The 24,876-nt window shown below is 52.7% G+C and carries 23 protein-coding genes, 1 rRNA gene and 1 pseudogene; 2 read left to right on the top strand and 23 right to left on the bottom strand.

Annotated elements, in window-relative coordinates; translation table 11 throughout:
- The 16 genes and pseudogenes from GX030_00820 to GX030_00745 form a co-directional block, all read right to left on the bottom strand.
- Window positions 1–119, bottom strand: a 16S ribosomal RNA gene (locus tag GX030_00820); the annotation flags it as partial.
- 351 nt (window positions 120–470) lie between these two features.
- Window positions 471–941 carry a transcription elongation factor GreA gene (gene greA, locus GX030_00815; GenBank protein ID NLV90920.1) on the bottom strand — a complete coding sequence of 157 codons (471 nt, stop codon included), beginning with the start codon at window positions 939–941 and terminating at the stop codon, window positions 471–473.
- Between the two features lie 298 nt (window positions 942–1,239).
- Window positions 1,240–2,148 (bottom strand): annotated as a pseudogene (locus GX030_00810) (quinate 5-dehydrogenase).
- Window positions 2,149–2,166: 18 nt separating this feature from the next.
- Window positions 2,167–2,697, bottom strand: coding sequence for a transcriptional regulator (locus GX030_00805; protein ID NLV90919.1), 531 nt, complete (start codon window positions 2,695–2,697; stop codon window positions 2,167–2,169).
- Between the two features lie 92 nt (window positions 2,698–2,789).
- Window positions 2,790–3,710: a tRNA dihydrouridine synthase DusB gene (gene dusB / locus GX030_00800; protein NLV90918.1), complete on the bottom strand. Its 921-nt coding sequence runs from the start codon at window positions 3,708–3,710 to the stop codon at window positions 2,790–2,792.
- A gap of 220 nt (window positions 3,711–3,930) precedes the next feature.
- Window positions 3,931–4,146 (bottom strand): 50S ribosomal protein L31, encoded by a 216-nt coding sequence (gene rpmE / locus GX030_00795; GenBank protein ID NLV90917.1) that lies wholly within the window; start codon window positions 4,144–4,146, stop codon window positions 3,931–3,933.
- A 92-nt stretch (window positions 4,147–4,238) separates the two neighbouring features.
- The gene (locus tag GX030_00790; GenBank protein ID NLV90916.1) at window positions 4,239–5,441 is read right to left on the bottom strand and encodes a M23 family metallopeptidase; all 1,203 of its coding nucleotides are present in this window, start codon (window positions 5,439–5,441) and stop codon (window positions 4,239–4,241) included.
- A gap of 231 nt (window positions 5,442–5,672) precedes the next feature.
- Window positions 5,673–6,944 (bottom strand): transcription termination factor Rho, encoded by a 1,272-nt coding sequence (locus GX030_00785; protein ID NLV90915.1) that lies wholly within the window; start codon window positions 6,942–6,944, stop codon window positions 5,673–5,675.
- A 328-nt stretch (window positions 6,945–7,272) separates the two neighbouring features.
- On the bottom strand, window positions 7,273–7,824 hold the full coding sequence (locus GX030_00780) for a hypothetical protein (GenBank protein NLV90914.1): 552 nt from the start codon (window positions 7,822–7,824) through the stop codon (window positions 7,273–7,275).
- Between the two features lie 81 nt (window positions 7,825–7,905).
- On the bottom strand, window positions 7,906–8,409 hold the full coding sequence (locus tag GX030_00775; protein NLV90913.1) for a bifunctional nuclease family protein: 504 nt from the start codon (window positions 8,407–8,409) through the stop codon (window positions 7,906–7,908).
- 44 nt (window positions 8,410–8,453) lie between these two features.
- Entirely contained in the window at window positions 8,454–10,067 is a 1,614-nt protein-coding gene (locus GX030_00770; GenBank protein NLV90912.1) for a CTP synthase, read from the bottom strand.
- 193 nt (window positions 10,068–10,260) lie between these two features.
- Window positions 10,261–10,950, bottom strand: a complete 690-nt coding sequence (locus GX030_00765) for a YesL family protein (GenBank protein ID NLV90911.1) — start codon at window positions 10,948–10,950, stop codon at window positions 10,261–10,263.
- 138 nt (window positions 10,951–11,088) lie between these two features.
- Window positions 11,089–12,765 carry an arginine--tRNA ligase gene (locus tag GX030_00760; GenBank protein NLV90910.1) on the bottom strand — a complete coding sequence of 559 codons (1,677 nt, stop codon included), beginning with the start codon at window positions 12,763–12,765 and terminating at the stop codon, window positions 11,089–11,091.
- Window positions 12,766–12,769: 4 nt separating this feature from the next.
- On the bottom strand, window positions 12,770–13,639 hold the full coding sequence (gene speB / locus GX030_00755; protein ID NLV90909.1) for an agmatinase: 870 nt from the start codon (window positions 13,637–13,639) through the stop codon (window positions 12,770–12,772).
- Window positions 13,640–13,694: 55 nt separating this feature from the next.
- Window positions 13,695–14,537, bottom strand: coding sequence for a polyamine aminopropyltransferase (gene speE, locus GX030_00750; protein ID NLV90908.1), 843 nt, complete (start codon window positions 14,535–14,537; stop codon window positions 13,695–13,697).
- 106 nt (window positions 14,538–14,643) lie between these two features.
- Window positions 14,644–17,079: a SpoIID/LytB domain-containing protein gene (locus tag GX030_00745; GenBank protein ID NLV90907.1), complete on the bottom strand. Its 2,436-nt coding sequence runs from the start codon at window positions 17,077–17,079 to the stop codon at window positions 14,644–14,646.
- Between the two features lie 199 nt (window positions 17,080–17,278).
- Between GX030_00745 and GX030_00740 the strand changes: the two genes are divergently transcribed.
- Window positions 17,279–18,010, top strand: a complete 732-nt coding sequence (locus tag GX030_00740; protein NLV90906.1) for a hypothetical protein — start codon at window positions 17,279–17,281, stop codon at window positions 18,008–18,010.
- Between the two features lie 17 nt (window positions 18,011–18,027).
- Here GX030_00740 and GX030_00735 read toward each other — a convergent pair whose 3' ends face one another.
- The 7 genes from GX030_00735 to GX030_00705 all read right to left on the bottom strand — a co-directional run bounded on the left by GX030_00735 (window position 18,028) and on the right by GX030_00705 (window position 23,524).
- Entirely contained in the window at window positions 18,028–18,219 is a 192-nt protein-coding gene (locus tag GX030_00735) for a hypothetical protein (GenBank protein ID NLV90905.1), read from the bottom strand.
- Between the two features lie 47 nt (window positions 18,220–18,266).
- Window positions 18,267–18,671, bottom strand: coding sequence for a nucleoside-diphosphate kinase (ndk, locus tag GX030_00730; protein ID NLV90904.1), 405 nt, complete (start codon window positions 18,669–18,671; stop codon window positions 18,267–18,269).
- A gap of 94 nt (window positions 18,672–18,765) precedes the next feature.
- On the bottom strand, window positions 18,766–20,436 hold the full coding sequence (locus tag GX030_00725; protein ID NLV90903.1) for a formate--tetrahydrofolate ligase: 1,671 nt from the start codon (window positions 20,434–20,436) through the stop codon (window positions 18,766–18,768).
- Between the two features lie 82 nt (window positions 20,437–20,518).
- Window positions 20,519–21,550, bottom strand: a complete 1,032-nt coding sequence (locus tag GX030_00720; protein ID NLV90902.1) for a polyprenyl synthetase family protein — start codon at window positions 21,548–21,550, stop codon at window positions 20,519–20,521.
- A complete protein-coding gene (ubiE, locus tag GX030_00715; protein ID NLV90901.1) occupies window positions 21,522–22,223 on the bottom strand; it encodes a bifunctional demethylmenaquinone methyltransferase/2-methoxy-6-polyprenyl-1,4-benzoquinol methylase UbiE in 702 nt (233 codons plus the stop codon). The genes GX030_00720 and ubiE overlap by 29 nt, the downstream gene beginning before the upstream one ends.
- 63 nt (window positions 22,224–22,286) lie before the next feature.
- Window positions 22,287–23,024: a redox-sensing transcriptional repressor Rex gene (locus GX030_00710; protein NLV90900.1), complete on the bottom strand. Its 738-nt coding sequence runs from the start codon at window positions 23,022–23,024 to the stop codon at window positions 22,287–22,289.
- Between the two features lie 29 nt (window positions 23,025–23,053).
- A complete protein-coding gene (locus tag GX030_00705) occupies window positions 23,054–23,524 on the bottom strand; it encodes a GAF domain-containing protein (protein NLV90899.1) in 471 nt (156 codons plus the stop codon).
- A gap of 144 nt (window positions 23,525–23,668) precedes the next feature.
- On the opposite strand from GX030_00705, the gene GX030_00700 reads away from it, so the two are divergent.
- Entirely contained in the window at window positions 23,669–24,841 is a 1,173-nt protein-coding gene (locus GX030_00700; GenBank protein NLV90898.1) for a hypothetical protein, read from the top strand.
- Window positions 24,842–24,876: the final 35 nt, after the last annotated feature.

Genomic DNA, 24,876 nt, shown 5'->3' with positions numbered 1-24,876 from the left:
CGCCGCTCAGTCAAATCAGCTTCACTCCGAAGAGCTCCACTAATCTGCTTCGCTCGACTTGCATGTATTAGGCACGCCGCCAGCGTTCGTCCTGAGCCAGGATCAAACTCTCCGTGAATCTTTGAGTAGAACCTTAACACAAGCTGTGCTGACATACTGCTTAGTTTTCAAGGATCAAGTTAAAAGGCACTATAGCCTCTTGTCCTAATTTTCGCCAACGCCCGAGGCGTTAGCAAAAACTATCTTAGCATGTTTTCGCCGCCGATGCAAGTGCCAATTTTTCTTTCCCATCAGCACCCTTTCGAGCGGCAAGATGTATCTTATCACGTTACCTTCCTTTTGACAATACCAATTTTTGTCTGCCTGCCTATTTTGCAGTTAGACAGCCCGGCTACCTGAATAGCCGGGCCGTTGCACGTTCTTCATCACCAATGAGCAATAGGTGAATGAGGCCGATGATAAAACCGCCGTTATCGCAGTTCCAAGATCTCGTACTTAATCAAGCCAACGGGAGCCCTAACTTCAACAACGTCGCCTACCTTCTTACCCATGAGGGCTTCACCCACTGGCGACTCCAGGGAAATCTTAGCTTGGGCTGGATCAGCCTCCGTCGAGCCGACGATCGTGTACTCAAACTCATCCCCAAGGTCTAAATCCCTGAGCTTGACGGTAATACCGACTCCGACGGTATCCCTGGGACCATCCTCATTGATGACAACCTTTGCATTTCTCAGGGTCTTTTCTAGTTTGGCGATTCTGCCCTCGATAAAGGCTTGTTCGTTTTTCGCATCATCATATTCACTGTTCTCACTGATGTCACCAAACTCCAATGCCTGCTTGATCCGAGCAGCCACTTCACGTCGCTTCACTGTCTTGAAATACTCCAGTTCCTTCTCCAGATTCTCAAGACCTTCCGGAGTTAGTAGAACTTCCTTTTCCACCGATCTTCTCTCCCATCCAAGCAATTCTTTTCCCCGTCAAAATTCAAGTGTTAGTATATGTGGATCTAGAGCCCTTTATTCTACTAAGTATATTGCTAGACGACAGGTATCAACCTCATCACTTCAACGGGGTGGATCTTCGTGACAATACAAAAACTGTACCTCCCGGGTATATTTCCGAAAAGGCACAGCTGAAAAACTTGCAGCGGAGAATCCCCCCACCTGAAGTAGTGATTCAATTATAGACGCGCTTTTCCACAGCGTCAACCTTTTCCATCATATCATCTAGAGGCTGGCCCTCGGAAAACCACTCTACTCGGGGTTCAAGCCCCATTTGATCTAGCCAATATTCATAGTCACTAACCTGCAATTCCTCGGGTCTCTTGCCCGCCAAAGCAACCAATACCGCTTCCATCACATTGGTTCCAAAGGAACGCCCACCCAAATTGGGAGTGGTCGTAACCAAACACTGAGCCCCGCGCTGCTTCAATAGCTGGACATCTGCCGGCGTGACTGTGTTAGTCAACACAACTTTCCCCGCCAGATCCTGGGGCAGATGTTTCTTGATAAAATGCCAGTCTCCAGCGATCACATCGGCCCACTGGTAATACCTACCATAACGGCATCGACCGTTGTTTACCTCCTGCTTGCTCCCCGTTGGGTAAACCAGGGAGAAGGGCAACTTGCAGATCAGAGGGGCAACGGGCCTGGCCAAGGCGTCCACCGTCTGCAATCGGTGAAGGGGAATGGGCAACCCAACGGCAAACATTAAGTCTCCGTAGATAGTCTTAGCTCCGCAGTCCATCAGGGCCTCTGCCATCCCAAAGCGATCGGCAGCTGACACTAAAAACACCTTAGCGCCTTCGAGTTCTATCCCTAACCGGTCCCTCATGTGATAAACAACCCGGCGCTCTAAGGTATTCTTCAGCCCAGAACCATCGACAATCGGGGTTTTCTTCGCGTAGGAACCGAGTTTGGTTCCCTCCCGAAAGTAATATCGGCGGTTTCCCACCTGAATATACAGATCTATACCCCCCAGACCGAAACAATCAATTTTGCCGTCGAGGTCCTGAATCAACTGTGCAGCCTTCTTTAGGTCCCCGTCAGTACCGATTCTCTCTACGGAAAATCGGTGCCCCAGAACCTCCATCTCTGCTTTGTGATTCCGTTTGGATGATCCGATACTGATACTGACGATCCTTTTCACCAGCGCCACTCCCGTTAGCTAATGTCCCTTAACATGCCTGATAATTTCCCTGATTGCCTCCGGGTCAACGTACACGCTCTTTGTCACCGGAGAAGGACCCAAAGTAACTGCAATCACCGAATCGGCACCTAGTATCCCTTCAACGAGCTCAACGCGCATATCGGAGCCGAGGAAAATCACCCTATCATACTCCCGAAAGTGACCAATTAGCTCTAAGACCTGGTTGAATAACTCCACACTAGATTTGGTGTCGAGGAAGTCCCAGCGTTCGTCATCGGTAAAGATGAGACTATAGTCGACGCCTTCGCTACGGGCAACTTCCAAGAGTTCTTCCTTGTTCTTGATAGGAAAACCAATCAGAGCCACTCTCTTGCCCTTGCGAACTTCACCCAGGGTCTCCAACCGTGAAATGAAAGTGCGATCGGTGCCGATCTGGTTGGCCACCTCTTGCTGCGAACTGCCGGCAGCCCGGGCTTCCAATATTCTGTCGATGATTCGTCTCAACTTCCCGCGACTGATCAACTTATCTCCGATTCTCAAGACATCCAACTCCGTCTGCCCCCTTGATCCCCGGAGAACGTGCACATGATTGTGCCCATCCCTATTCTACCACACATGTCTATCCTTGCATACAGTCCCTGTCAATCCAGCACTTGAGTGGCATATTCCTGTAGGATCTCGTCTAGGTCTGCTAAAGCCGCCACCTGATTCAGCCGCGGGCGCAGGGCCGCGATGTGAGGCGCTCCCTTCAGGTACCATCCAATGTGCTTGCGAAGCTCTTTCATCGCAACGGCTTCACCCTTATACTTGGCCGCCAACCGTCCGTGGGTCCGAATCATCTCCAGCTTATCCGACAACGTAGGTTCTGGTAGCAGTTCTCCTGTCTCCAGATAGTGCTTGATCCGCCGGAACAGCCAGGGATTGCCCCGAGCGGCTCGCCCCACCAGGAGCCCGTCGCATCCAGTTTCCTCTAGCAAGCGTTGGGCCTGTTGGGGACTATCGACATCGCCGTTGCCCAGCACAGGAATTGACAGGGCTTGCTTCACCCTGGCAATCTCGGCGTAGTCGGCTTGTCCCCGGTAGAACTGCTCTCGTGTCCGACCATGAACGGTGACAAAGGCCGCTCCCGCCGCCTCCACCTGCAAAGCGACCTCAACGGCATTAATGTGATCACTATCCCACCCCAATCGGATCTTCACCGATACGGGAACATCTACTGCTTCCACCACGGCGCTTACCACCTGCCGAGCCAGCTCAGGGTCCTTCATCAGGGCAGCACCGTCGTTATTCTTCACTATTTTCGGCGTCGGGCAGCCCATATTGATATCAATAAAATCCGGGCGCAATTTCGCCACCGCGATAGCCCCTTGAGCCATGGTCTCAGGTTCTGAACCAAAGATCTGCAGGGCGATGGGACGCTCTTCTTCGCCGAAGTCCAACAAATCAAGGGTCCGCTCGCTTCCGTAACAGATACCCTTGGCGCTCACCATTTCGCTGACCAGCAGATCCACTCCAAATTCTTTCACAATCTGGCGATAGGCCCGATCGGTGACCCCGGCCATTGGTGCCAATCCCACTATCGGTTGCTTTTTTTTTGTAACAGATCCCTTTGCATCATGTAAACTCCTAACTATCCGTTGTCACATACATGTTATCCTGTCAACATCGGATTAGTCTATATAGGGTTCCTAGCGTGGGGATAAGAAAAACAGCAGGCAAAGTGCCTGCTGAGGTCTATCGGCTCAAAGCCTGATATAGCTAGGGTTACTCTTGTTGCGCCTATTACTCTTCCTCTTGGCTCTTGAGGTTGTACTTTCTCATAAACCTCTCAACCCGTCCACCGGAGTCAACAAACTTTTGCCGCCCGGTGAAGAAGGGGTGACAGGCAGAGCAAATCTCCACCCTGATATCTTCCTTGGTTGAGCCAGTCTCAAACGTGTTCCCACACGAACAGGTAACAGTGGTCTGATAATACTGCGGATGAATATTCTCTTTCACATTCGTCACCTCTTTCCCGCGCCCATCCTATCCAAATTCTTCTCGATTATAGCACAAGTATCCCAAATCACGCAACCATCGTCTACCACCAGTTACCGGATATATTTCAGCGGGTCGTAAGCTACACCCCGCAGTCGAATTTCAAAGTGAAGGTGAGGTCCCGTTGAGTTGCCGGTGTTTCCGCTATAGGCAATAATCTGTCCTCGTTTCACTCTCTGTCCGGCCTTGACTACTAACCGACTGTTATGTGCGTAACGGGTTTCGACACCGTCGCCGTGATCGATGCGAACCAACAAACCATAACCTCCGTTACTGCCGGAGAAGGTAACGATTCCATCGGCGGCAGCCCTAACAATGGTTCCCGTCGGCACAGCAATATCCAATCCCGCATGCAGCCGGCCCCCTCTCGGACCAAACCGGGAAGAGATCCAACCTCCCGACACCGGTCGATCAAAGGCCCGCCTTAGCTTCCCATCGGGACCCACTAGGACATATCTGCTGGCCCGAACGGCTTCCATCCCAGGAATAAACAACTCCTGTCCAATTCGCAATCGGGCTGGATCATCAATACCATTGGTCGAAATTATCTCCGTCGAGGCGACATTAAAGCGCTGCGCTATTTTCCAGATACTGTCTCCTCGCTGGACATGATAGAAAACGCCATCCTGGGTTGGCACCCGAACCTTCTGCCCGATTCGCAACCGATTGGCGTCAACGAAATTGTTGGCAACAATGACAGTATCCAAATTGACCTGATACTTCCGAGCGATATCCCACAATGTCTCGCCGGACTTGACCACGTGATCCACCAAAAGGGGTTTGGCCGCGATCACTGCTTTCTCAGATTCACCACTGTCGGCTAACGCTGCTTCTTGTCCTGACGACTCCTGCTCAGCATCGGGTTCAGGCAGCCCGTCCCCGAGTAATTTCAGAGTCTCCTCTACATCCAGGTCCGAAGTGGCTAGCACTCCTCCGCTGGGCTCTGCTTCCACCTCATCGCCTCCGACAGCAGCCGCGGAGCTAAGACCGTCCACCGGGGTCGTCGCCTCGGTCCCGCCAGTCCCCTCAGCTTCAGTATAGGCCCAAAACCGCAAATTGGAGCCGATACTAGCCTCAGCTTCCCCGTTGGGGCCCCCACGATGTAATAATCCTGAAACCGGCGTTCCTTGAAATAAATGGCGCAAAGGCCCTAAAAAACAGACTACTCCAATAAACAGGCCGGTGACAATGCTAAACCGGAGGAATTTAGTCAGTTTAAGTTTTTTGCGATGTGTTCGATGTCGGTAGTAGTCCATGCCATCCTCCCCACCCAAGCCGTAACGATGATTGTTCCTCGTACTGATTTCTCGGCCTCTGGGATGATCCCTTTTCCCTATTGCTCTTTTTCCAGGAAAAGAGGCCCACCTTGTCCCCATTTCCCACAGCGAACCAATAATAACTGATCCATTTAACTAACCCCAGACACCGTTATTCTCCCTCCCCACCTTTGATCCCATACAGGCCTCCTGCAGGGGCTACCCATTGCTCTATGAGGAACGCACATTCTCGGCAAAGGTGGAATTGAGCACTAGGTCAACTAGCTCTTCGTTGGACTTGGTAGCAGTCAAACGATCGATTAGTAAGTCCGTGGTTTCGGCAGTGCCCAAGGAGCTCAGAGCCTTGCGAAGCAGCCACATCATCTCCAATTCTCTTTCCGACAGCAGTAGTTCTTCCTTTCGAGTTCCCGACTTGTTGATATCTATTGCCGGGAAAATACGTCTCTCCGCCAATCTCCGATCCAGCTGCAGTTCGCTGTTGCCTGTCCCCTTAAACTCCTCATAAATCACATCGTCCATCCGACTGCCGGTCTCAATCAAAGCAGTGGCCATGATGGTGAGGCTGCCGCCTTCCTCCAGGTTCCGGGCGGCTCCAAAGAAACGTTTTGGCCGATGGAGGGCCGCAGGATCTACACCACCGGAAAGGGTACGACCGCTGGGAGGTACAACGAGGTTATGGGCTCGGGCTAGGCGGGTGATACTATCCAGCAGGATCACAACATCCTTGCCATGCTCCACCAAGCGTTTAGCCCGCTCCAGTACCAGATCCGCCACCCGTACGTGATTTTCCGGAGGTTGATCAAAGGTAGAGTTGACCACTATCCCTTTAACGGAGCGCTCCATATCGGTGACTTCCTCAGGACGCTCGTCGATTAGTAACACCATCAACTCTACTTCAGGATGGTTGGTAGTTATACTGTTGGCGATCTTCTTGAGGACCGTGGTCTTTCCGGCCTTAGGCGGTGCCACAATCAGACCCCTTTGCCCCTTACCAATTGGAGTGACCACATCGATTAGGCGGGTAGCTATCTCATCGGGAGATGTTTCGAGGCGAAGACGTTCATTGGGATAAACGGGAGTCAGATCATCGAAGGAGGGCCGTTTACCGGCTTTGTCTGGGTCTAACGTGTTGACTGCCGTAACCCGCAGCAGGGCGTAGTACCGTTCATTATCCTTGGGAGGACGAACCTGACCGAGAATCAAATCTCCGGTTTTGAGATTGAACCGGCGAATCTGGGAGGGAGAGACGTACACATCTTCATTGCCGGGGGTAAACCCTTCGACCCGAAGGAACCCATAGCCATCGGGGAGAATTTCCAAGATCCCTTCCTGTAGTATTAATCCTTCCTGTTCCGTCTCTTTCCGCAGAATCTCGTAGACCAGTTCGCTTTTTTTCATGCGGGAGTAGCCACTTACGCCATTGGATTTGGCTATCTCCTGCAATTGTTGGGCAGTTTTGCCCTCCAAAGCTTCAATATTCACCCACAACCACCTCTACGATCAGTAAGTAATTCAGACATGATAAGTTTCACAAATGGGGTAATAAGCCTTACAAACCAGGAAGACGAAGGACATGGTTGAGAATAGACAAGTAGTCGATAGAAAATAGCCGAGAAGACTTGAGAAACGAGTACGGGGAAGTGACTGTACTCGTTACACAACTCAAAAGGGCCAGGCGGGAAAAACAAAGGCCACACTTATGATTGGCAGGAATGATGGATCCCGTTGGCTACAGTGCTGTGGCCGTTTTCGTGGGCTCAATGCATCTCAACTTACTGGAACAATTCGCCGCAGGGGAATTAATCCCTTTTCATTCGTAGGGAATGAACTGCCGGAGTCGTCCTCCAGCACCAAAGAGTCCAATGCCCTGGGCACCGGGCATAAGGTCAGCTGATGCTCGGTCTACAATTGGGCACAGGACAGTGGTCCCGGTGTTCAAGTCTTGTAGCCAAGCAACTCCCTCCATCGCATCGACGACCTCTACTGGTATGGAATAATAGTATGCATGAATCCCGGCGATGGTGCCTTGGGAGCCGAACACCACAATGCCCTCCTGATAGGCTCCGGGATACGGCGGCTCGAGATCAGACAAGGCCGCCGGCAGGCTGTTGCGAGTAATGGTGGCGCCGTCGCTGACCGGAAACCTGTACTTCTCCCGACTATCCCGATCCCGAAGGACAACTTCTCGGCGGCTGCCATCTACGGCTACAATCTCATAGCAATCCCCTGATTCTCGATGGGCCAAAGCTACTATGGCATCGAGACTGTGATGGGACGCCCACCCCGATGGGACGGCTCCAATCCCCAATACACCCAGCACAAAAACCAGCATAGATACGAATCGAATCCAAGGCTTGCACAAGATAATCCCCTCCCACCTGCCAGTATTGACCGGTGGGAGGAGATTTATACAGGAGAAGTCTCTCCAATCTCAGATTCTAGCTTAATCCTGTTCTAGACTACTGCGGAAGTCCTCGGGCCTCACATCTTCCAGGAAACGAAGGAACTCTTCCTTTTCTTCGTCTACGTCCTCGACAGACTCAACCCGAGTTGCGGGAATCATTGCTCTACTGGCCACCTCTTCGGTCACATAGATGGAAACGCCGGCTCGCAATGCTAAGGCTATCGCATCACTGGCTCGGGAATCAATCTCAACCACGCCGCTGGGAGACGAGACATACAAGAGAGCGTGAAAGGCTCCACTCTCTATGGTAGAGATGACCACCTGGAGCAATCTGCCCTGCAGACTGTTAATGGTATTAAGCAACAAATCATGGGTCAGCGGACGACTAAAACTATGCCCTTCCAGGCTCGCAAGGATAGCTCCAGCTTCATAGGCTCCAATCACGATGGGAAGGTACCTTAGCTCTTCAAGATCCGATAACAAAACCAAGGGATGTCCCGTTTCCCGATGGACTCCAACATATCCCACTTTCACTTCTAACATTGCACCAGCCTCCTTTCCCAAAGGCAGCGCCCTAGCTCCTCCAGCTATCGCCGTTGCTTGCTGTCCATACAGGCCTTAACAAAGGACTTAAACAACGGATGACAACGGTTAGGTCGAGATTTAAACTCAGGATGAAATTGGCTGGCAACAAACCACGGATGATCCTTGAGTTCTACTACTTCAACAAACCGCTGATCTGGTGATAGTCCCGCGAGGAACAGTCCCTTCTCCTCCAGTTGCCCGCGATAGTCGTTGTTGACCTCATAGCGGTGGCGATGTCTTTCATAGACGATGGAGCTATTGTAGGCCTCTCGACTCATACTGCCCTCCGCTAACTGGCAGGGATAGGATCCCAACCTCATCGTTCCACCCAAGGTTTCAATATCCCTTTGTTCCGGCATAAGATCGATTACCGGGGGAGCCTCGTGATCAAACTCTGAGCTATTAGCACCCTCAAGACCACAAACATTGCGGGCAAACTCGATTACCGCACAATGCATCCCCAAACAAATTCCGAAGTAGGGGACCCGATGGGTCCGAGCGTAATGGACAGCAGCGATTTTCCCTTCGATTCCCCGATACCCAAAACCACCGGGTACCAAAATGCCATCCACCGTTGATAGAAGGGCTGCAATTTCATCCTGGCTTTTTGACTCTAACCCCTCGGAGTCAATCCATTCTATCCCCACTTCGGTGTCGTTGGCAATTCCCCCATGGCGCAGCGCCTCCGCTACACTTAAATAAGCATCTGGCAAAGACACATACTTACCAACTATGCCTATGCGGGTTTTCGACTTCGGGTGTTTGATACGATATACCAATTCCTTCCATTCATCCAAATCACAGTTTGAAGCGGAAATTCCCAGCTTGTCCAAAACGATGGCATCGAGTCTCTCCTCATGGAATATCAAGGGCAACTCATAGATCGTCTCCACATCAAGATTGGGAATAACCGCTTCCTCATCAATATCACAAAATAGTGCAATTTTCTTCTTGATTTCATCGGACAATGGCTGTTCGCTACGGCAAACAACTACATCGGGCTGGATTCCGATGCTCCGCAATTCCTTGACACTGTGCTGAGTCGGTTTTGTCTTCAGTTCCTTTGAGGCCGGTACATAGGGAACTAAGGTGACATGGATGTAGATACAGTTACCCCGTCCCAAATCAGCCTTCAACTGACGAATGGCCTCCAGGAAGGGAAGGCTCTCAATATCCCCTACGGTCCCTCCGATTTCAACGATTACCACGTCGAAATCTCCCTCTTGACCAATGCGAATAATCCGATCCTTGATCTCATTGGTAACATGGGGAATCACCTGCACGGTGCCGCCCTGATATTCACCCCGACGTTCTTTGGAAATGATAGTCCAGTAGATTTTCCCCGTCGTCACATTATTGGCCTTGTTCAGATTAATATCAATGAACCGTTCGTAGTGACCCAAGTCCAGATCTGTCTCGGCACCATCTTCGGTAACGAAAACCTCACCATGCTGGAAGGGACTCATTGTACCGGGATCGACATTGATATAGGGGTCTAGTTTTGCCATCGATACCCGCAGTCCTCGACTCTTGAGCAAACGTCCCAAGGAAGCGGCCGTCAGTCCTTTGCCCAGACCGGAAACTACGCCGCCGGTGACAAAAATGTATTTCGTCATGGAGTGGCCCCCCTCGCAATTATCTACAATGTTTCCATTGAATTCTTCGAGCTAGCCCTCGATTGCATACTGCTTTATTCTAAACTAAAAGACTTGTTTCGTAAACAGCGGGTAGTCACGAAAAAGAGGCCCACAAAATGGGCCTGCAGCGGTCTTATCTCTCATCACCTGCAATCGCTCTTTCAGTTAAGCCTTAGTCGTATTTTTTCATGATTTCCTCATAGGCCACGTTCTGAACACAGGCTGTCACTCCACCGAGCAACAAAATTAACCCCGCAGCGATGACAAAGTTGAACACGGTGAAAACCAGCAAGAACAATCCCACTAGCAAGGTGACAACCAAGTTATCTAACACCAACAACGCTGACCTGCGAAAGATCTGAAATACCCCAATGGATTGATGAACCAAAAAGGGATAGGTGTAATTACTCAGCAAAAGGACAAAAACTCCAAAGTACACCCATAGCCCCATCAGTAACTGCCAAAATTTGCTGGTGGTCACCATTCCAAAATAGATGTCAATCACAACTATGAGCAGCAAGATGATGGTAACCAGAAAAACCACCAGTCCTCGACCGAAGTGCCGTCGCCAATACCGAAAAAAGTCAAGCACACTGGCATCCTCGCCGGCGACTATCTGTGCCATCACCCCATGAACTGCTGCCGTTGCCGGTCCGTAGGTCAACACCGTTAAAGGTAGGGCAGCACCAATGATATTGGGATTGGTAATGAAATTGGCGAAGGCAGAGACCAAGACCAAAGGCAAAAACGCGGTAAAGGACCACAGGGTGCTCATCACCAAAACCATTCCAATGTGATCATAGGCGAGGCGCAGAGAGCGTTTGAGAATCTTCCACGACATAGACAGGGACGGACGAGCCATGTGCTTCACTCCTATTGGCAGTCTTCTCCTTAAATAACCCAACAAGACTCTGTCTGAAGCCAGTAGTCATAGGGTTAGTTCACTAAGAAAGAATACCTTCCTGCCTTTTGCCGTGGAAAAAGAATGTTCGCCTGCCCCCTACATTCGCTCGGGAGCATCGATGCCCAGCAGATACAGACCGTTTCTCAGTACTACTCGGACAGCATCGGCCAAGGCCAATCTGCTAGCCTGAATCTCCGGCTCTACACCCAGAACTCGACAATGGGTATAGAAATTGTGGAACAACGAGGCCACTTCATGAACATAGCGAGCGATCCGATGGGGTTCCCGCCGGGTTCCCGCTAGCTCGATTTCTTCGCTAAAGTCCGCTAAGCGTCGCAACAACTCCAGTTCAACGTCTTCCTCAAAGCGCAGCTGGTCGATCCCGGGATAGGGTCGCGCCTGGACTTCCTGTTCCTCTGCCTGACGCAGAATTGAACAGATCCGGGCATGGGCATATTGCACATAATATACCGGGTTATCGGAGCTTTGCTCTACTGCTAGACTCAAGTCAAAGTCCAAGTGGCTTTCCGGACTACGCATCAAGAAGAAGTACCGGGCTGCATCCTTGCCAACCTCGGAAATTAACTCGTCCATCGTCACGAACTCGCCCCGGCGCTTAGACATCCTGACCTTTTCCCCATCCCGGAGTAGATTCACCAACTGCAGGATGATGATCTCCAAGGAGTCTTCACTGTAGCCCAAAGCCTGGACCGCCGCCTTCATCCGGCCGACATAGCCATGGTGATCGGGACCGAGAATGTCGATAACTTTGTCAAAGCCTCGCTGATACTTATTCCAGTGATAGGCAATGTCGGGGGTCAGATAAGTGGGGTTTCCATCGCTCTTCACCAAGACCCTGTCCTTGTCATCGCCGAACTGGGTACTCCGAAACCAAATTGCGCCCTCGGACTCGTACAGCAACCCCTTTTCCCCGAGAACCTCGATGACCTTCTCTACGGCCTTGGCTTCATGGAGTTCCCGCTCCCGAAACCAAACATCGAACTCAACCCCGAATTCCGCGAGGTCCCGTTTTTGTCCCTCTACCATGTGATCGGTACCCCAACGGGTGCAAAACTGCTGTAATTCCTCTAGGGGCAACTGATCTAACTCCGGATGTTCAGTCAATAGTGTCTTGGCCAGATCAATCACATAGTCTGCAGGATATCCGTCTTCTGGGAAGGGAACGTCTTGCCCCTTTTGCTGCAAATACCGAGCTGCAATGGACTTGCCAAAGATCCGAGCTTGGTTACCCGCGTCGTTGACATAATACTCCTTAGTTACATCATATCCCAAAGCCCTTAGCAACCGAGCCAAAGTATCACCAACGGCTGCGGCCCGAGCATTGACCACATTCATCGGACCCACTGGGTTGGCACTGACAAACTCGATTTGAACCCTTTCACCCCGCCCAAGATCGCGCCAACCATACTTATCATCCTGGGCTTCGACCTGGGTTAACACTTGATACAGCCAACTCTTCTTGAGATGGAAATTGATGAACCCAGGGCCAGCCACATCGGTCCGTTCCACTAGATCATCGAGCTGCAAGTAGTTAACGATAATCTCGGCATTCTTGCGGGGCGGTAGTTTGGTATATCGAGATAACAACATAGCCACATTGGTGGCAAAATCCCCGTGTTCCCGCTCCTTGGGAACCTCAATTACAAACTCGGGGATTTCAGCAAATTCCAGTTCACCTGCGGACATCGCCCGGTTCAAAGCCGCCGCGATGCCCTCCGTCAATTTCCCCTTGACTTCCTCTGCTACTCCCATACAATCACCCATCTTTAGAAATTGCCAAAACAGCTTCACGCACCATCTTCGCTACCAAGAACGCCGTAATGTCGCTGCTATCCAGATCTGGAGCCAGCTCAACGATGTCTAACCCAACTACATTGAGCCCCCGCAGATGGCGAATTACCGTTAAAATTTCGGCACTGCTGCAGCCCCCGGGTTCTGCAGTTCCCGTACCCGGTGCAAAGGCGGGATCCACTACATCGATATCAATGCTCACGTACAGGGGCTTGTCCTGCAATTCTTCCCGGACCTTCAGGAAGGGCTCCAGAACGTCGAAGGGGTGGAAGTTACTATGTTTACGGGCCCAAGCAAACTCCTGGGCTTCACCGGAGCGGATCCCAAATTGGTACAAGCGAGTCGGGTTAGCCAGAGAACCAACGGCTTGCTTAATGACGGTAGCGTGGGACAGCCGCTCTCCCATGTATTCCTCACGCAAATCGGCATGGGCATCGAAATGAAGCAACACCAAGTCAGGATATTGCTCCAGTGCCGCCTCGATTACCGGCAAAGATACTAGATGTTCGCCACCTAGCATTAGAGGCTTTTTCCCAGCAGCGAACAATCGGTTTGCCACTTGGCGGGCCTTGTCCAAGGATGCTGCGACGTTGCCATAGTGGACTTCAACATCACCGGCATCGTAAAAGGTTACCTCGGCTAGATCCCGATCAAGGTAGGGACTGTAGGTCTCCAAGGCGTCGGCCACTTCCCGCACCCGCTGAGGCCCGAACCGAGCCCCGGGCCGATAACTGGTTGTAAAATCCATGGGGATGCCAAAGATGACAACTTCACTACCCTGATAATTATCGCTACTTAGCATGTAAGTCATCGGTCGGTCTAGATAGCCCTTGATGCTCTCCAACTCCTCCACCTCCAGTTTGAACCACCACCCCCGCTACCTATGTCAACTATTTCTGTACTATACGGTCCAGCTGCTCCTGCACAAAGGGCGGCAATTGGAAGGCAGCGCGATGTACTTCTTTGGTATAGTACTTGGTCTTCAACTGATCAGCTCGCTCCCAGTTAGCCTCGAGGGGATGGTGCTTCTTCGAACCCAAGGTAAAGCTCCACAACCCACCGGGATAAGTGGGGACACATCCGAGGTACAGCTCGGTAACTGGGAAGTTCTGGGAGATACCCCGGAAGCTCCGCTCGATGATGTCCTGATTGACAAAGGGAGACTCCGTCTGCGCTACCATAATCCCCTCGGCAGTCAGAGCCTTGTACACATTGGCATAGAACTCTTCGGTAAACAGCCCAAAGGCAGCCCCGACGGGATCCGTGGAATCGATGAGAATCACATCGTAGTAGTTTTCCATCTCAGCGATATGCGCGATGCCATCGCCGACGATGATCTTGACTCTTGGATCCGAAAGCCCAGCGGCAATCTCCGGCAGAAACTCCTTCGAAGCTTCAATCACTCGGCCATCAATCTCCACTAGAGTAGCTTCCTCCACCGAAGGATGCTTCAACAGTTCCCGAATCGAGCCACCATCTCCACCGCCGATTACCGCTACCTTCTTCGGTTCTGGATGGGTAAGCATTGGCACATGGGCCATCATCTCATGATACACGAACTCATCGTCGATAGTGGTCTGCACCACTCCGTCTAGCAGCAGCATTCTCCCGTACTGCTCTGTATCTACTATAGCTAGATGCTGAAATTCCGTCTGTTCTTGGTGCAATATTTCCTTTACCTTAAATGAAATACACAGCGAATCGGTCTGCTTCTCTGTTACCCACAGTTGCATGACGATCAGCCCCCAATCCATCCAAGTAATCTGGGACTTGGACTTGCCAAAAACCCAGTGATTAGTATATCACTAAAATCTAGCAAAATGAATATAAAGGCACGGGCTACTCCTTTCCCCGTAATCGCACCTGCCATATCACCGGAACTGGGTGGGAACCATCTCCCTGCAGCAGGTTCAATTGATGGGAATGCAGAGCAATCCCCCAACCCGAGGGGTGCCAGACTGCTAGGGACTCCGTCGCGGCCTGGGTGTGGGTCAAGTTGAACTCATACCACTCCCCGGCAATAACCACGAAGACATCGAGATGCTCCTCATCTCCATAGGGGCGACAATAACTGAGGAATCTCCCATCCCCAGACCACTGCATCGCCTGACCCTTCGCGGAGAATACCTCCCGAAAGCCCTCTGTCTCATACACTTGAATTGCCCCTTTGGTTTGTACGGCCAAGTAATCACCGGAAGGGGCCCAGGCCAAAGTCTCCACGGGGGCGTCACCCTTGATGCCCACCGCCTGTCCCGTCTTAGTATTATATACCCAAGCCCGTTCCTTTCGAACAAATGCCAACTGACTTCCATCGGGGGAAATCACCGGTTCTCGAGCATCAGTGAGAATAGGCAGCCAAACATCGGCGTAGCCCAGATAGGCCCAGATCATGCCGTCTCGATGGGCGTACAGAATGTCTCGTTCCCGCTGATAGCTGAGCCCACCGGAAAACCTACCCTTGCCCAAGGCCCGTTGCTCTCCCGAGGCAAGATCCAACCAAACCAGTTCATCCTCAGTCTCCGTTGCCTGAATGTAGACGAGCTGATGGGGCGTAAGCCACAAATAGGCCTTCACCGCCGACTCCGCCGGCACCACTGCCTTCGCCTCCAGCCCATCCCACACCCACAATCCCTGCTCAGCATGCAGCCAGGCTAAACGGGTTCCATCGGGAGAATAGCTCAAATGGGTAACAGTGCCCTCCCCGGGGAACTTGGCGTCCCACTGGGCCTTCATCAAGTCCACCGGGGCCAACTTAGCGTCTTCCTCAGCATATGTACGGTAGACATCGAGATCCTGTAGGGCAGCATAGGGATAGTAGTGGGCCAAGATCCTGTCATAGGACCAACCCGCCGAAGCCAGCTCCATCGCGCCGGCCTGGGACAATCCCAGTCCGTGCCCCGAGCCCCAACCTCGGAGGATGACCTGGGAAAGCTCTCCCTCCCGATAGATCTTATCGATAGTAAAACGAGTGCTGGGCAATAGGGTACCGTCGGTGGTCAGCAACTGGCGAATCCTGTCCCTGGTGCCCACGGCTCTCCCCTGATCCGTTACCAGGACCAATTCCGTCACCCGACCCGAGGGACCCCGGGCGGCGACTACAACGTCGAGAACCTGCCGAGCCCCTTGCCCAGGATCTGCAGTTTGCAGGATCCGCAGCAGCTGGTCTTGGGTGAATTCCCTCTGCCACCGATAGGTATTATGGCTGGTCCCCAAGGTGCCCTCGATTTCGTCAGCCACTTCCTGCCGGCCCAGGACGTAGGGAACATTACCCTCCCAGACCTCCTGGGGAAAGGCCGTATGCCCCCCAGCGTTGGAATGAAACAACGCCCCAACAATCTCTCCGCCAAAAACCAGCACCTGTCCCGAGGTAGCCTTGACCGCCTGACGAATCGCCGGGTTCTCCCTTTGGGATCCATAATAGGCCTGGGACATCACTGTCCCCACCAAATCAAAGTCCTTCTCCCCGTATTGCCCCAGATGATTGATGGCATAGCTCCGGGCCGCGACGGCTTGAGCCATCAAGGCCTGCATCTGCTCGGGGGTAGCGTTCCCCATCTCCGCGGCAACAACTCCATAGAGATAGTCATCAAGGGCAATGACATTAACCACTGTTAGAGCCAGATCACCATCGACAAAGATGTGAAGGTCACCACGGTAAGCCCGTCCCGACACCACAACCCGGGATTGGGGATCTTGGGGAACTACCTGCAATTCCTGCAAGTCCTCAGGCAAGTCCCATCCCGCCGCGGTGATGGCTGCCCTACCCTGGGCTGTGTAGTGATGACTGACAGTCCAAGCATCGGGAAATCCCAGTTCAGCCAAAGGCGGCTTGGCACTTTCAGCCTGTTCCGGAGTGGGGAAATTCCCTACCTGCACCTTATACCAGGGTTCAGCAACAACCACATCCACCGGCCAGGATACCCTTCTCTGCAGCTGAGCTGCCATCGCCTCCGCGGCTTCCCTGTCCCGGTTAGCCTGCACCTGAAGGCGATAGACCGTCTGCCGGCCCCGGGCACCCGCGGATCTCACCAGAGATACCACTAGTTCTTCGCCCGAGGACAGTTCACCGAGAATCTTCCCATCGGTGGTCAGCAACTGCAAACTACCCTGGGCCTTGACAGCCACAGACTCCTGGGACTGAGCCAGGCCGATACGAATGCGTTCCCCTGAGGCAAGAAACTCCATCACCTGCTGTGGGGTAGCAGCCTCGACGGCTCCTGCCACCACACACAAGAAAATAACGATAGTTATGAGTCCATGAAGTGGTTTAACCATGCCTTATCCTCCCCTCGGAAGCTGCTGCAACCACTACTAATACCAAGTTCTAGATCCATATCCTCAATCCATTTCCACACCACTATCATCAACTCCTTTCCCCCTGACAGCCAGGAAAAGGTCTGGTTACCGGCAGCGTTGCGTAAACTGTACCACCGGCAATTAATCTCGGCTGAGAACAGCCAAAGAGGTGAGCAACATGAGAGAGCGGTGGACTTGGGCGGCAATCATCGCAGGGCTGGCAGTGGTGATGGCTATCCTATCCCAGCTGCCCGCCATTTCTCAGCCCAAGCAGGCAGCCTCAAAGGAAGAGGCACTAGTTTTGGCCCTGGCCAGCGCCTATCCCAATTACCAACCGGACCGGGGACAACCACTGGAGGTAAGGTGGCTGGATTCCGCGTTGATACCCAATTCTACTCATGGCCAATTGGTCTTGGCTGGCACGATACTGCCCCACGATGGCTTCCTCTCAGTTTTTGCGGCCAGGTCTCCTGAAGGCTACCTACTTCTCGACGTTGTCACCGACATGGCCCATATTGATGAAGTGTCAGAGGTTCAGGCCATCGGCGATGCAGCGCCGGAGCTGGCGGTAAGCCAAACCCTCGATCAATTGGTCGGAGCCTTTTTCAAAATCACCGTCCATTCCATCTTCAAGTGGTCCGATACAGAGAAAAGGCTGGTACAAATCTGGGAGTACCCGACGGAAATTGAGGCCTACGACATAACGACAGATTTGTCTACCAAGGTAACCAAAAGGGCCCAGCTCCAGATGGAGCCGAATCGGATTTTAGTCTACGAAACCGCCACCACTTGGCAAAGAGACTCCCCCGACGGAGCGTACCAGGCACTGGGTACAGAAACAAAAAAGATGCGGTACATCTGGTCGGCAAAGGATTTTACCTTTGTCCTCGATGACACCGCATCCAACTAGGGGACACTATGCCCTGCTTAGATTCTCGTTGTCATTAATACCGTTCCATCTCGTTGACGCAAAGTAGCAGTAATTACTCCCTCATAGGTCTTGTCTCTCTCAAAACTAGTTCCATCGGTGAAGGTTAGAACCACCGCGCCATTCTCCAAGTTAGCACGGGCAATAACCTTGCCCACTAAGGCCTTTTCCATTGGGCTGATGTTAGTCATGGCTAAACCTTCCCTTCTCCAAGACCAAGGCTTCCGCCGTCGGCCCCTTAGTCCGCTCCAAAAAACCGTTGGATCTCCTCTTCCGCTGCCTCGGGAGAATCGGACCCGTGAACCAAGTTATTAGGCAGCTCACAGGCATAATCTCCCCGAATCGTTCCCGGGGCCGCCTCTACTGGATTGGTAGCACCCATGAGATTGCGCACCTGAGCGATGGCGTCGGGACCAGAGAGCACGGCAAAGACCACGGGACCCGAGGTGATAGATTCGATTAAACCCGGGAAAAAGGGCTTATCGGCATGATGCTTGTAATGCTCCTTGGCCACCTCTTCACTAATCCGGCCGACTTTAAGCCGTACAATATCCAAGCCCTTTTGCTCAAATCGCCGTAAAATTTCCCCCGTCAATCTCCGTCGAACACCATCGGGCTTGACAATTACCAATGTTTTTTCCACGGCCATGTGCAACAACATCCCTTCTTCAATTCTAATGCAACTTCCCTGGCTTTGAAACAGACCGGAAACCTATCTTGAACCTTCCTTCAACTATCTAGAAGAGACCGGTGACGTTACCCTCGGCATCAATATCAATGGCCTCCGCCGCGGGTCTCTTGGGCAAACCGGGCATCGTCAACACGCTTCCCGTCAAGGGAACCAAGAATCCAGCCCCCAGGGATAGTCGAATCTCCTGCACGTGCAACCGCCAACCCACCGGAGCTCCCTTGCGACTGGGATCATCGGACAGGGAGTGTTGGGTCTTGGCAACACACAGCGGCAGATTCTCCACTCCTAGCGCCTTGATATCCCGCAGATCCCTTTGGGCTTGCTCGCTGTAATCTACACCATCGGCTCCGTAGATTTCCGTCGCCAGAATCTCTAACTTCTCCTGCACCGACTGGTTCCAATCATACAGAGGACGAAAGTCTGCTTCTTGGGAATCTAACACCGCAAGAACGGTCTGTGCCAACTCGACACCACCCTCTCCCCCTCGGGCCACAACCTCCGATACCGCCGCAGGTACCTGCAAATCCCGACAATAATCCCGAATTAACTCCAGCTCTTCCTCGGTATCGGTGGGGAAGCGGTTGATGGCAACAACCACCGGCAGACCAAACTTGCGCAGGTTCTCTACATGCTTTTTCAAATTGGCTAACCCTGCCCGCAGGGCGGGAAGATTCGTCTCCCTCACCTGCTCCAAGGATACACCGCCATGCATGTTCAAGGAGCGGACCGTTGCCACCAAGACCACTACATCGGGACGAAGTCCGGTGTATCCATGGACGATATCAAAGAACTTCTCCGCGCCCAGATCGGCAGCAAAGCCGCCTTCGGTCACAATGTAGTCCGCGAGCTTCAGGGCTAGACGGGTGGCAATTACCGAGTTGTTGCCGTGGGCTATATTGGCAAAGGGCCCACCATGAATGAAGGCCGGTTGCCCCTCTAGGGTCTGCACTAGGTTGGGCTTGATGGCGTCCTTCAGCAGAGTTGCCATGGCGCCCTCGGCCTTAAGCTGATGGGCAAAAACCGGTTGTCCATCAAAGGTATATCCCACCAACATCCGCCCCAGCCGCTCCTTCAGATCTACTAGATCGGTGGCCAGGCACAGGATAGCCATCACTTCCGAGGCAACGGTGATATCAAAGCCCGCTTCTCGCATCACGCCATTTGCCTTCCGGCCAAGACCCACCACAACCTCACGGAGGGCACGATCATTCATATCGACGACCCGTCGCCACAGAATTCGTTTCGGGTCAAGACCCAATTCATTACCCTGATATAGATGGTTATCGACCATCGCGGCCAACAGGTTGTGGGCCGCTCCTACTGCATGGATGTCCCCTGTGAAATGGAGATTGATATCCTCCATGGGCAGCACTTGCGCATACCCACCACCGGCGGCTCCGCCCTTAATCCCAAAGGTCGGACCCAAAGACGGTTCCCGCAAACAAACGGCAACCTTCTTGCCCAAATACCCCAGGGCCTGGGTTAACCCAATGGAAGTACAGGTTTTTCCCTCCCCTGCCGGAGTGGCGGTGATCGCCGTAGTATAAATCAGCTTACCGGAGGGTCGAGATTGAACTCGCTGGTAAACGTGACCGGCAATCTTGGCCTTATAGTTGCCGTAGCGCTCCAGATCCTCCTCGGCAAGACCGATGGCAGATGCAACCTCTCCGATGGGCTTGAGTTGAGCTCGTTGAGCAATCTCAATATCACTGAGCAACGTATTACCCCCCTACCGGGCGCCGGCCCCTTCATCTACCGGAAATCCCTGGTTTTTCCTTAACTCATTCACCATGGCAGATTCAGTTCCTGCCCGGTAATGTCGGCCGGTCCAGTAGGTGATCGGTAAAGGCCAGCAATAGGTGACGGCTTGAGTTGTCGGGAACTTGGCCCAGTGCCGCCTTAGCCTTTGCCCCGTATTCATCGATGGTTTTCAGGGTGTAATCGATGGCTCCATACTCCCGAAGCAAATCGGCCAACTTGGCCAAGTCCTGATGGGTCACCGGTCCGGTGACTAGGTCTTGCCATGGATCAACACCATAAACCCGCTGACAATAGATCAATGGTAGGGTGAGTAGTCCTGCCTTCAGATCTGCACCAACGGGCTTGCCCAGGTTCTTCGCGTCTCCGACGAGATCCAGTAAGTCATCGACTAGCTGATAGGCGATCCCGATGTTGCGACCAAAATCCGCCATTGCCTGCACCTGTTCCCCCGACGCCTTGACCGCCAGCGCTCCACACCGACAACAGGCCTGAAAGAGTCCGGCGGTCTTCTTTTCGATTTGTTCTAAGTATGTATCCTCTGTCGCCTTTGACGAACTTGGGGAGTCCAACTGCATGATCTCCCCAGCACACATCTGTTGGATCATCCGCATCATGATGGTGACGATTTCACCGGTGGCATGATTGGTCAGCAGTTCAATTGCCTTGGCCCACAGGGAATCACCTGCCAAAATAGCTACTTTGTTGCCCCACCGGGCATTCACCGTGGGACGATGGCGTCGTAGGTTAGACTCATCGATGACATCGTCATGGAGCAGAGTCGCCAGATGAATCATCTCTGCTCCCGCAGCCACCGGCACTACTGGGGTCAAGTCCAACGCAAAAAGACGGGCACTGAGCAAAGTGAGGATGGCCCGTACCCTTTTTCCGCCCCGAGCCGCGTACAAGACAGCCTCACGGATGGCCTCGTTACTCTCCTCGATAAGAACATCCTGAATTTGTCCCTCAACGGCCACCAGGGAATCTCCAATATGCAAATTAATCTCATCCTGTAAGGTGGGGAAACCATTTTCTCTGGCAAGACTATCTTGCCTTGAAACCACGATGGACACAAACAATGCCTCCGGATAGGTTTTTGTACTCCACCCCCAGAAAACCTGCCGCTTGCAGCAAACTAGCCAGCTGATCCTGGGGTGGATATGACATCAAAGAGCGAGGTAAGTAGAAGTAGGCAGAGACGTTACCACGATTGAAAACACCAACCAAAGGGGCTACAAGAAAAAAGGCGAGATAATACAGCAACCGCAAAGGCAGGAGGGGAGGTCGCCCCAGGTCTAGCACGGCAATTTCCCCGCCCGGGCGCAGCACTCGATGGGCCTCCTGCAGTGCCTGGCTGTAATCAGGCAGATTCCTAAGGGTAAAGCCCATGGTAACCACATCAAAGCTTTCATTGGGAAAGGGAAGTTGCATCGCATCGCCCTCGAAAAACCGGCAGCGGGTGTTCAAGGTAGAACCCTGGACTTTTTGCTGTGCCAAGTCCAACATATGAGAACAGAAGTCCACTCCGACCACTTCACCAGTGGGCCCAACTTCCTGGGCCAGGGCTAAGGCTAAATCCCCGGTACCGGTCCCAACATCCAGCACCTGTTCACCGCCGGATACCACCCATCTCGCCGTCAGCCGTCTCCACTTTAGATCCTGCCCAAAACTCATAATCCGGTTCATCCGATCGTATCTAGGTGCGATCCGGCAAAACAGTCTACAAATATAGCCTGCCTGGGACATACACTGGTTCCTACTTTCCTCGCATTAAGTCATGATGGTTAGGATTCCCCACCACCGGCGTTGTTAATCCAATACGTAATAGGCCAGGCGCTGTAACTCAAGGGACAAGTCTTCATCGGCCAGTTCTACATCCTCGGGAACCGTCAATTTCACCGGCGCAAAATTCAGGATGGCCTTAATCCCCGCATCCACCATGGAATCCACCACCTGTTGAGCGGCGTCGGCAGGCACCGTCAGGATCGCCATTCTTACCTGGTGCTGCTCAATCATCTCCGTCATCTCCGAAAGGGGTTGAACAACAATTCCTTCTACCTCTTGTCCGATCACGTCGGCATCGATATCAAAGAGGCCCACCAGTTCCAGAGTGAAGTTAGGATCATCCAAGAACCGGCGACGGAAATAGCGTACCAAGGCATGGCCCAGACTTCCCACTCCCACCAGAATCAGCGGTAATGGTTTGTCCAAGTTGAGAATCTTACGCAATTCATCCTTCAAGTAAGCCGTCTCATATCCCACTCCCTGCTTCCCGAACTCGCCGAACCAGGCCAGGTCCTTCCGTACCAGAGCAGAACTAACCCCAGCTCTGGCCCCCAATTCCTGGGAGGACATCAACTGCTGATCATGGGCTTCCTCCAACACCCGCAGGTACAATGGTAACCTTCTGACTACAGCGTCGCTAATTCGTTTCCAGCGCATAGCTAAGCTCCCCTTCTCAAGAAGATCCTCTTCCGCTCCGCCCAGAGGGTTAGCCCGAAGGGATACCGGTAACTGAACCCCTCGGGCCCATGAAACTTCCTCCAATAGATTAGTCTTCCACCTCAGAAGCAAAATCAAGCATCGGGCCAGTTGCTTCCGGCAACTAGCGCATCCAACAGCCGGGACAACCCCTCTGCATCCTGTTGATCGAACCTCTCCAGAACTGGACTGTCGATATCCAAGACGCCGATCAGCCGCTCTGAGTGCCAAAAGGGAATCACTACTTCTGAGCGGGAAGCGGCATCACAGGCGATATGCCCGGGAAACCGATGAACGTCGGGCACAAGTATCGGCTCCGCCCTCTCCACTGCGGTACCGCAGACTCCTTTGCCCTTGGGGATGCGAACACAGGCCGGCTTGCCCTGAAAGGGTCCAAGCACCAATTCCTGTCCATCCCAGAGATAGAAACCTGCCCAGTTAATTTCATCCATCTGATCAAACAAGACTGCCGACAGGTTAGCCATGTTGGCTAACCAATTGTCTTCACCGGCGATAAGTGCCTGATATATCGTTAACAATTCTTGGTAGAAGGCCCCTTGATTCAGGCCAACAAGATTCTCTGCTCTGTACACAGCGGATTCCTCCTTAGGTTTGACCTGCTCCCCAAAGCCTGCCCGGGACAAGCAGGAAATATCAAGCAGGCCTGGAACGTGTAGGGGTAAGTATGACCTACTAGTAGGTGATTAAGTATGAAACCAAGGGTACTAACTATCCTAGCGGTTCTACTACTGCTCAGTACACAGGCATTGGACCTGGCTGCCGCCCAGTCCCCGGTCAGCGAGCTGGTGATCCTTGGACCCACCTACACCAATACCGACCTCCTTCAGCGCTACATACCCATAAATGTAGGTGAACCGACTAATACCGCGCAGTTACTCCTGGCACAAGAACGGATCGACGCCCTCAACGTGACCGCCTCCACCAATATTAGTCGAGTAGATTCCCGGGTCTTGGTCCGGATCACCGACGGCCAGGGCTTTGTTGTCGAGCCCTTAGAGTTTACCGTGAGTTCTTTGATCAACCTAATGCTCGGCAATCTCAAGCTTGTCTATCATAATCTCTTCGGATATGCCATAAACCCCTACATCAACTACAACCTATCGACCGACGAAGCCTACTACGGGATACAAACCCCCGGCTGGTTACTGCCAGTTTACCATGATTTGGGTTATCATGTCCACGAGGACACCTACCCCACAGACCACCAAGACCTATGGATCGACAAGAAAGAAGGGTATTGGCAGGTCAGCTACATTCCCGCCCCGGGTTGGCGCCCCAGTGGCAAGCTGGTCTACTCCCACCGGGAATCACCGGGTTCGACTTCGCCCCATTCCGATTCCACCTGGTGGTTGTATGAAATGAATATTCCCTACCGCTATTCCAGTTCCGAGGTGGATTATCGCCTGGGGTACACTCATCTAGTGGGCTTTTCCTCCCACCAGACCAGCTTTGAAAAACGGGAGGGGAATATCAGTCTTCTCCTCAAGAACAAACCCTATAATCTCCACCTTCAGGCTCGGCTGGGCACATCATCGGCCGATACCCCACCGGATCAACGGTATTACCTTGGGGGCGAAGAGATTCAGCCAGGCTACCCGGAGAAGTCCTTCTGGGGGCTTTCCCTGGCCAGTTACAAGTTCGAAGTAGGATACGAACTGATCCCGGAGTCCCTCCAACTCAAGTTTCTCGCGGAGTTTAGCCAGATCGGGGATTCCCTGTCCAGCCTGTCCCGGTCCAATGTGAAGAAAAGCCTTGGATTCGGCCTCAACTTGCCTAACCCCTCGGGTCTGTTGGAGATATTTGTCGCTACTCCCTCCAACCAGTGGAACCCTCGATTCTCGATGCGCTTTCGGCTTTATTAGCTGCTAAAAACAAAGGAGACGTACTCCGCCGCCAG

The sequence above is a fragment of the Bacillota bacterium genome (assembly GCA_012727955.1).
Classification (GTDB): domain Bacteria; phylum Bacillota; class Limnochordia; order DTU087; family JAAYGB01; genus JAAYGB01.
Note: the sequence above shows the minus strand (reverse complement) of the source record. Positions and strands in the feature narration are given on the sequence as shown.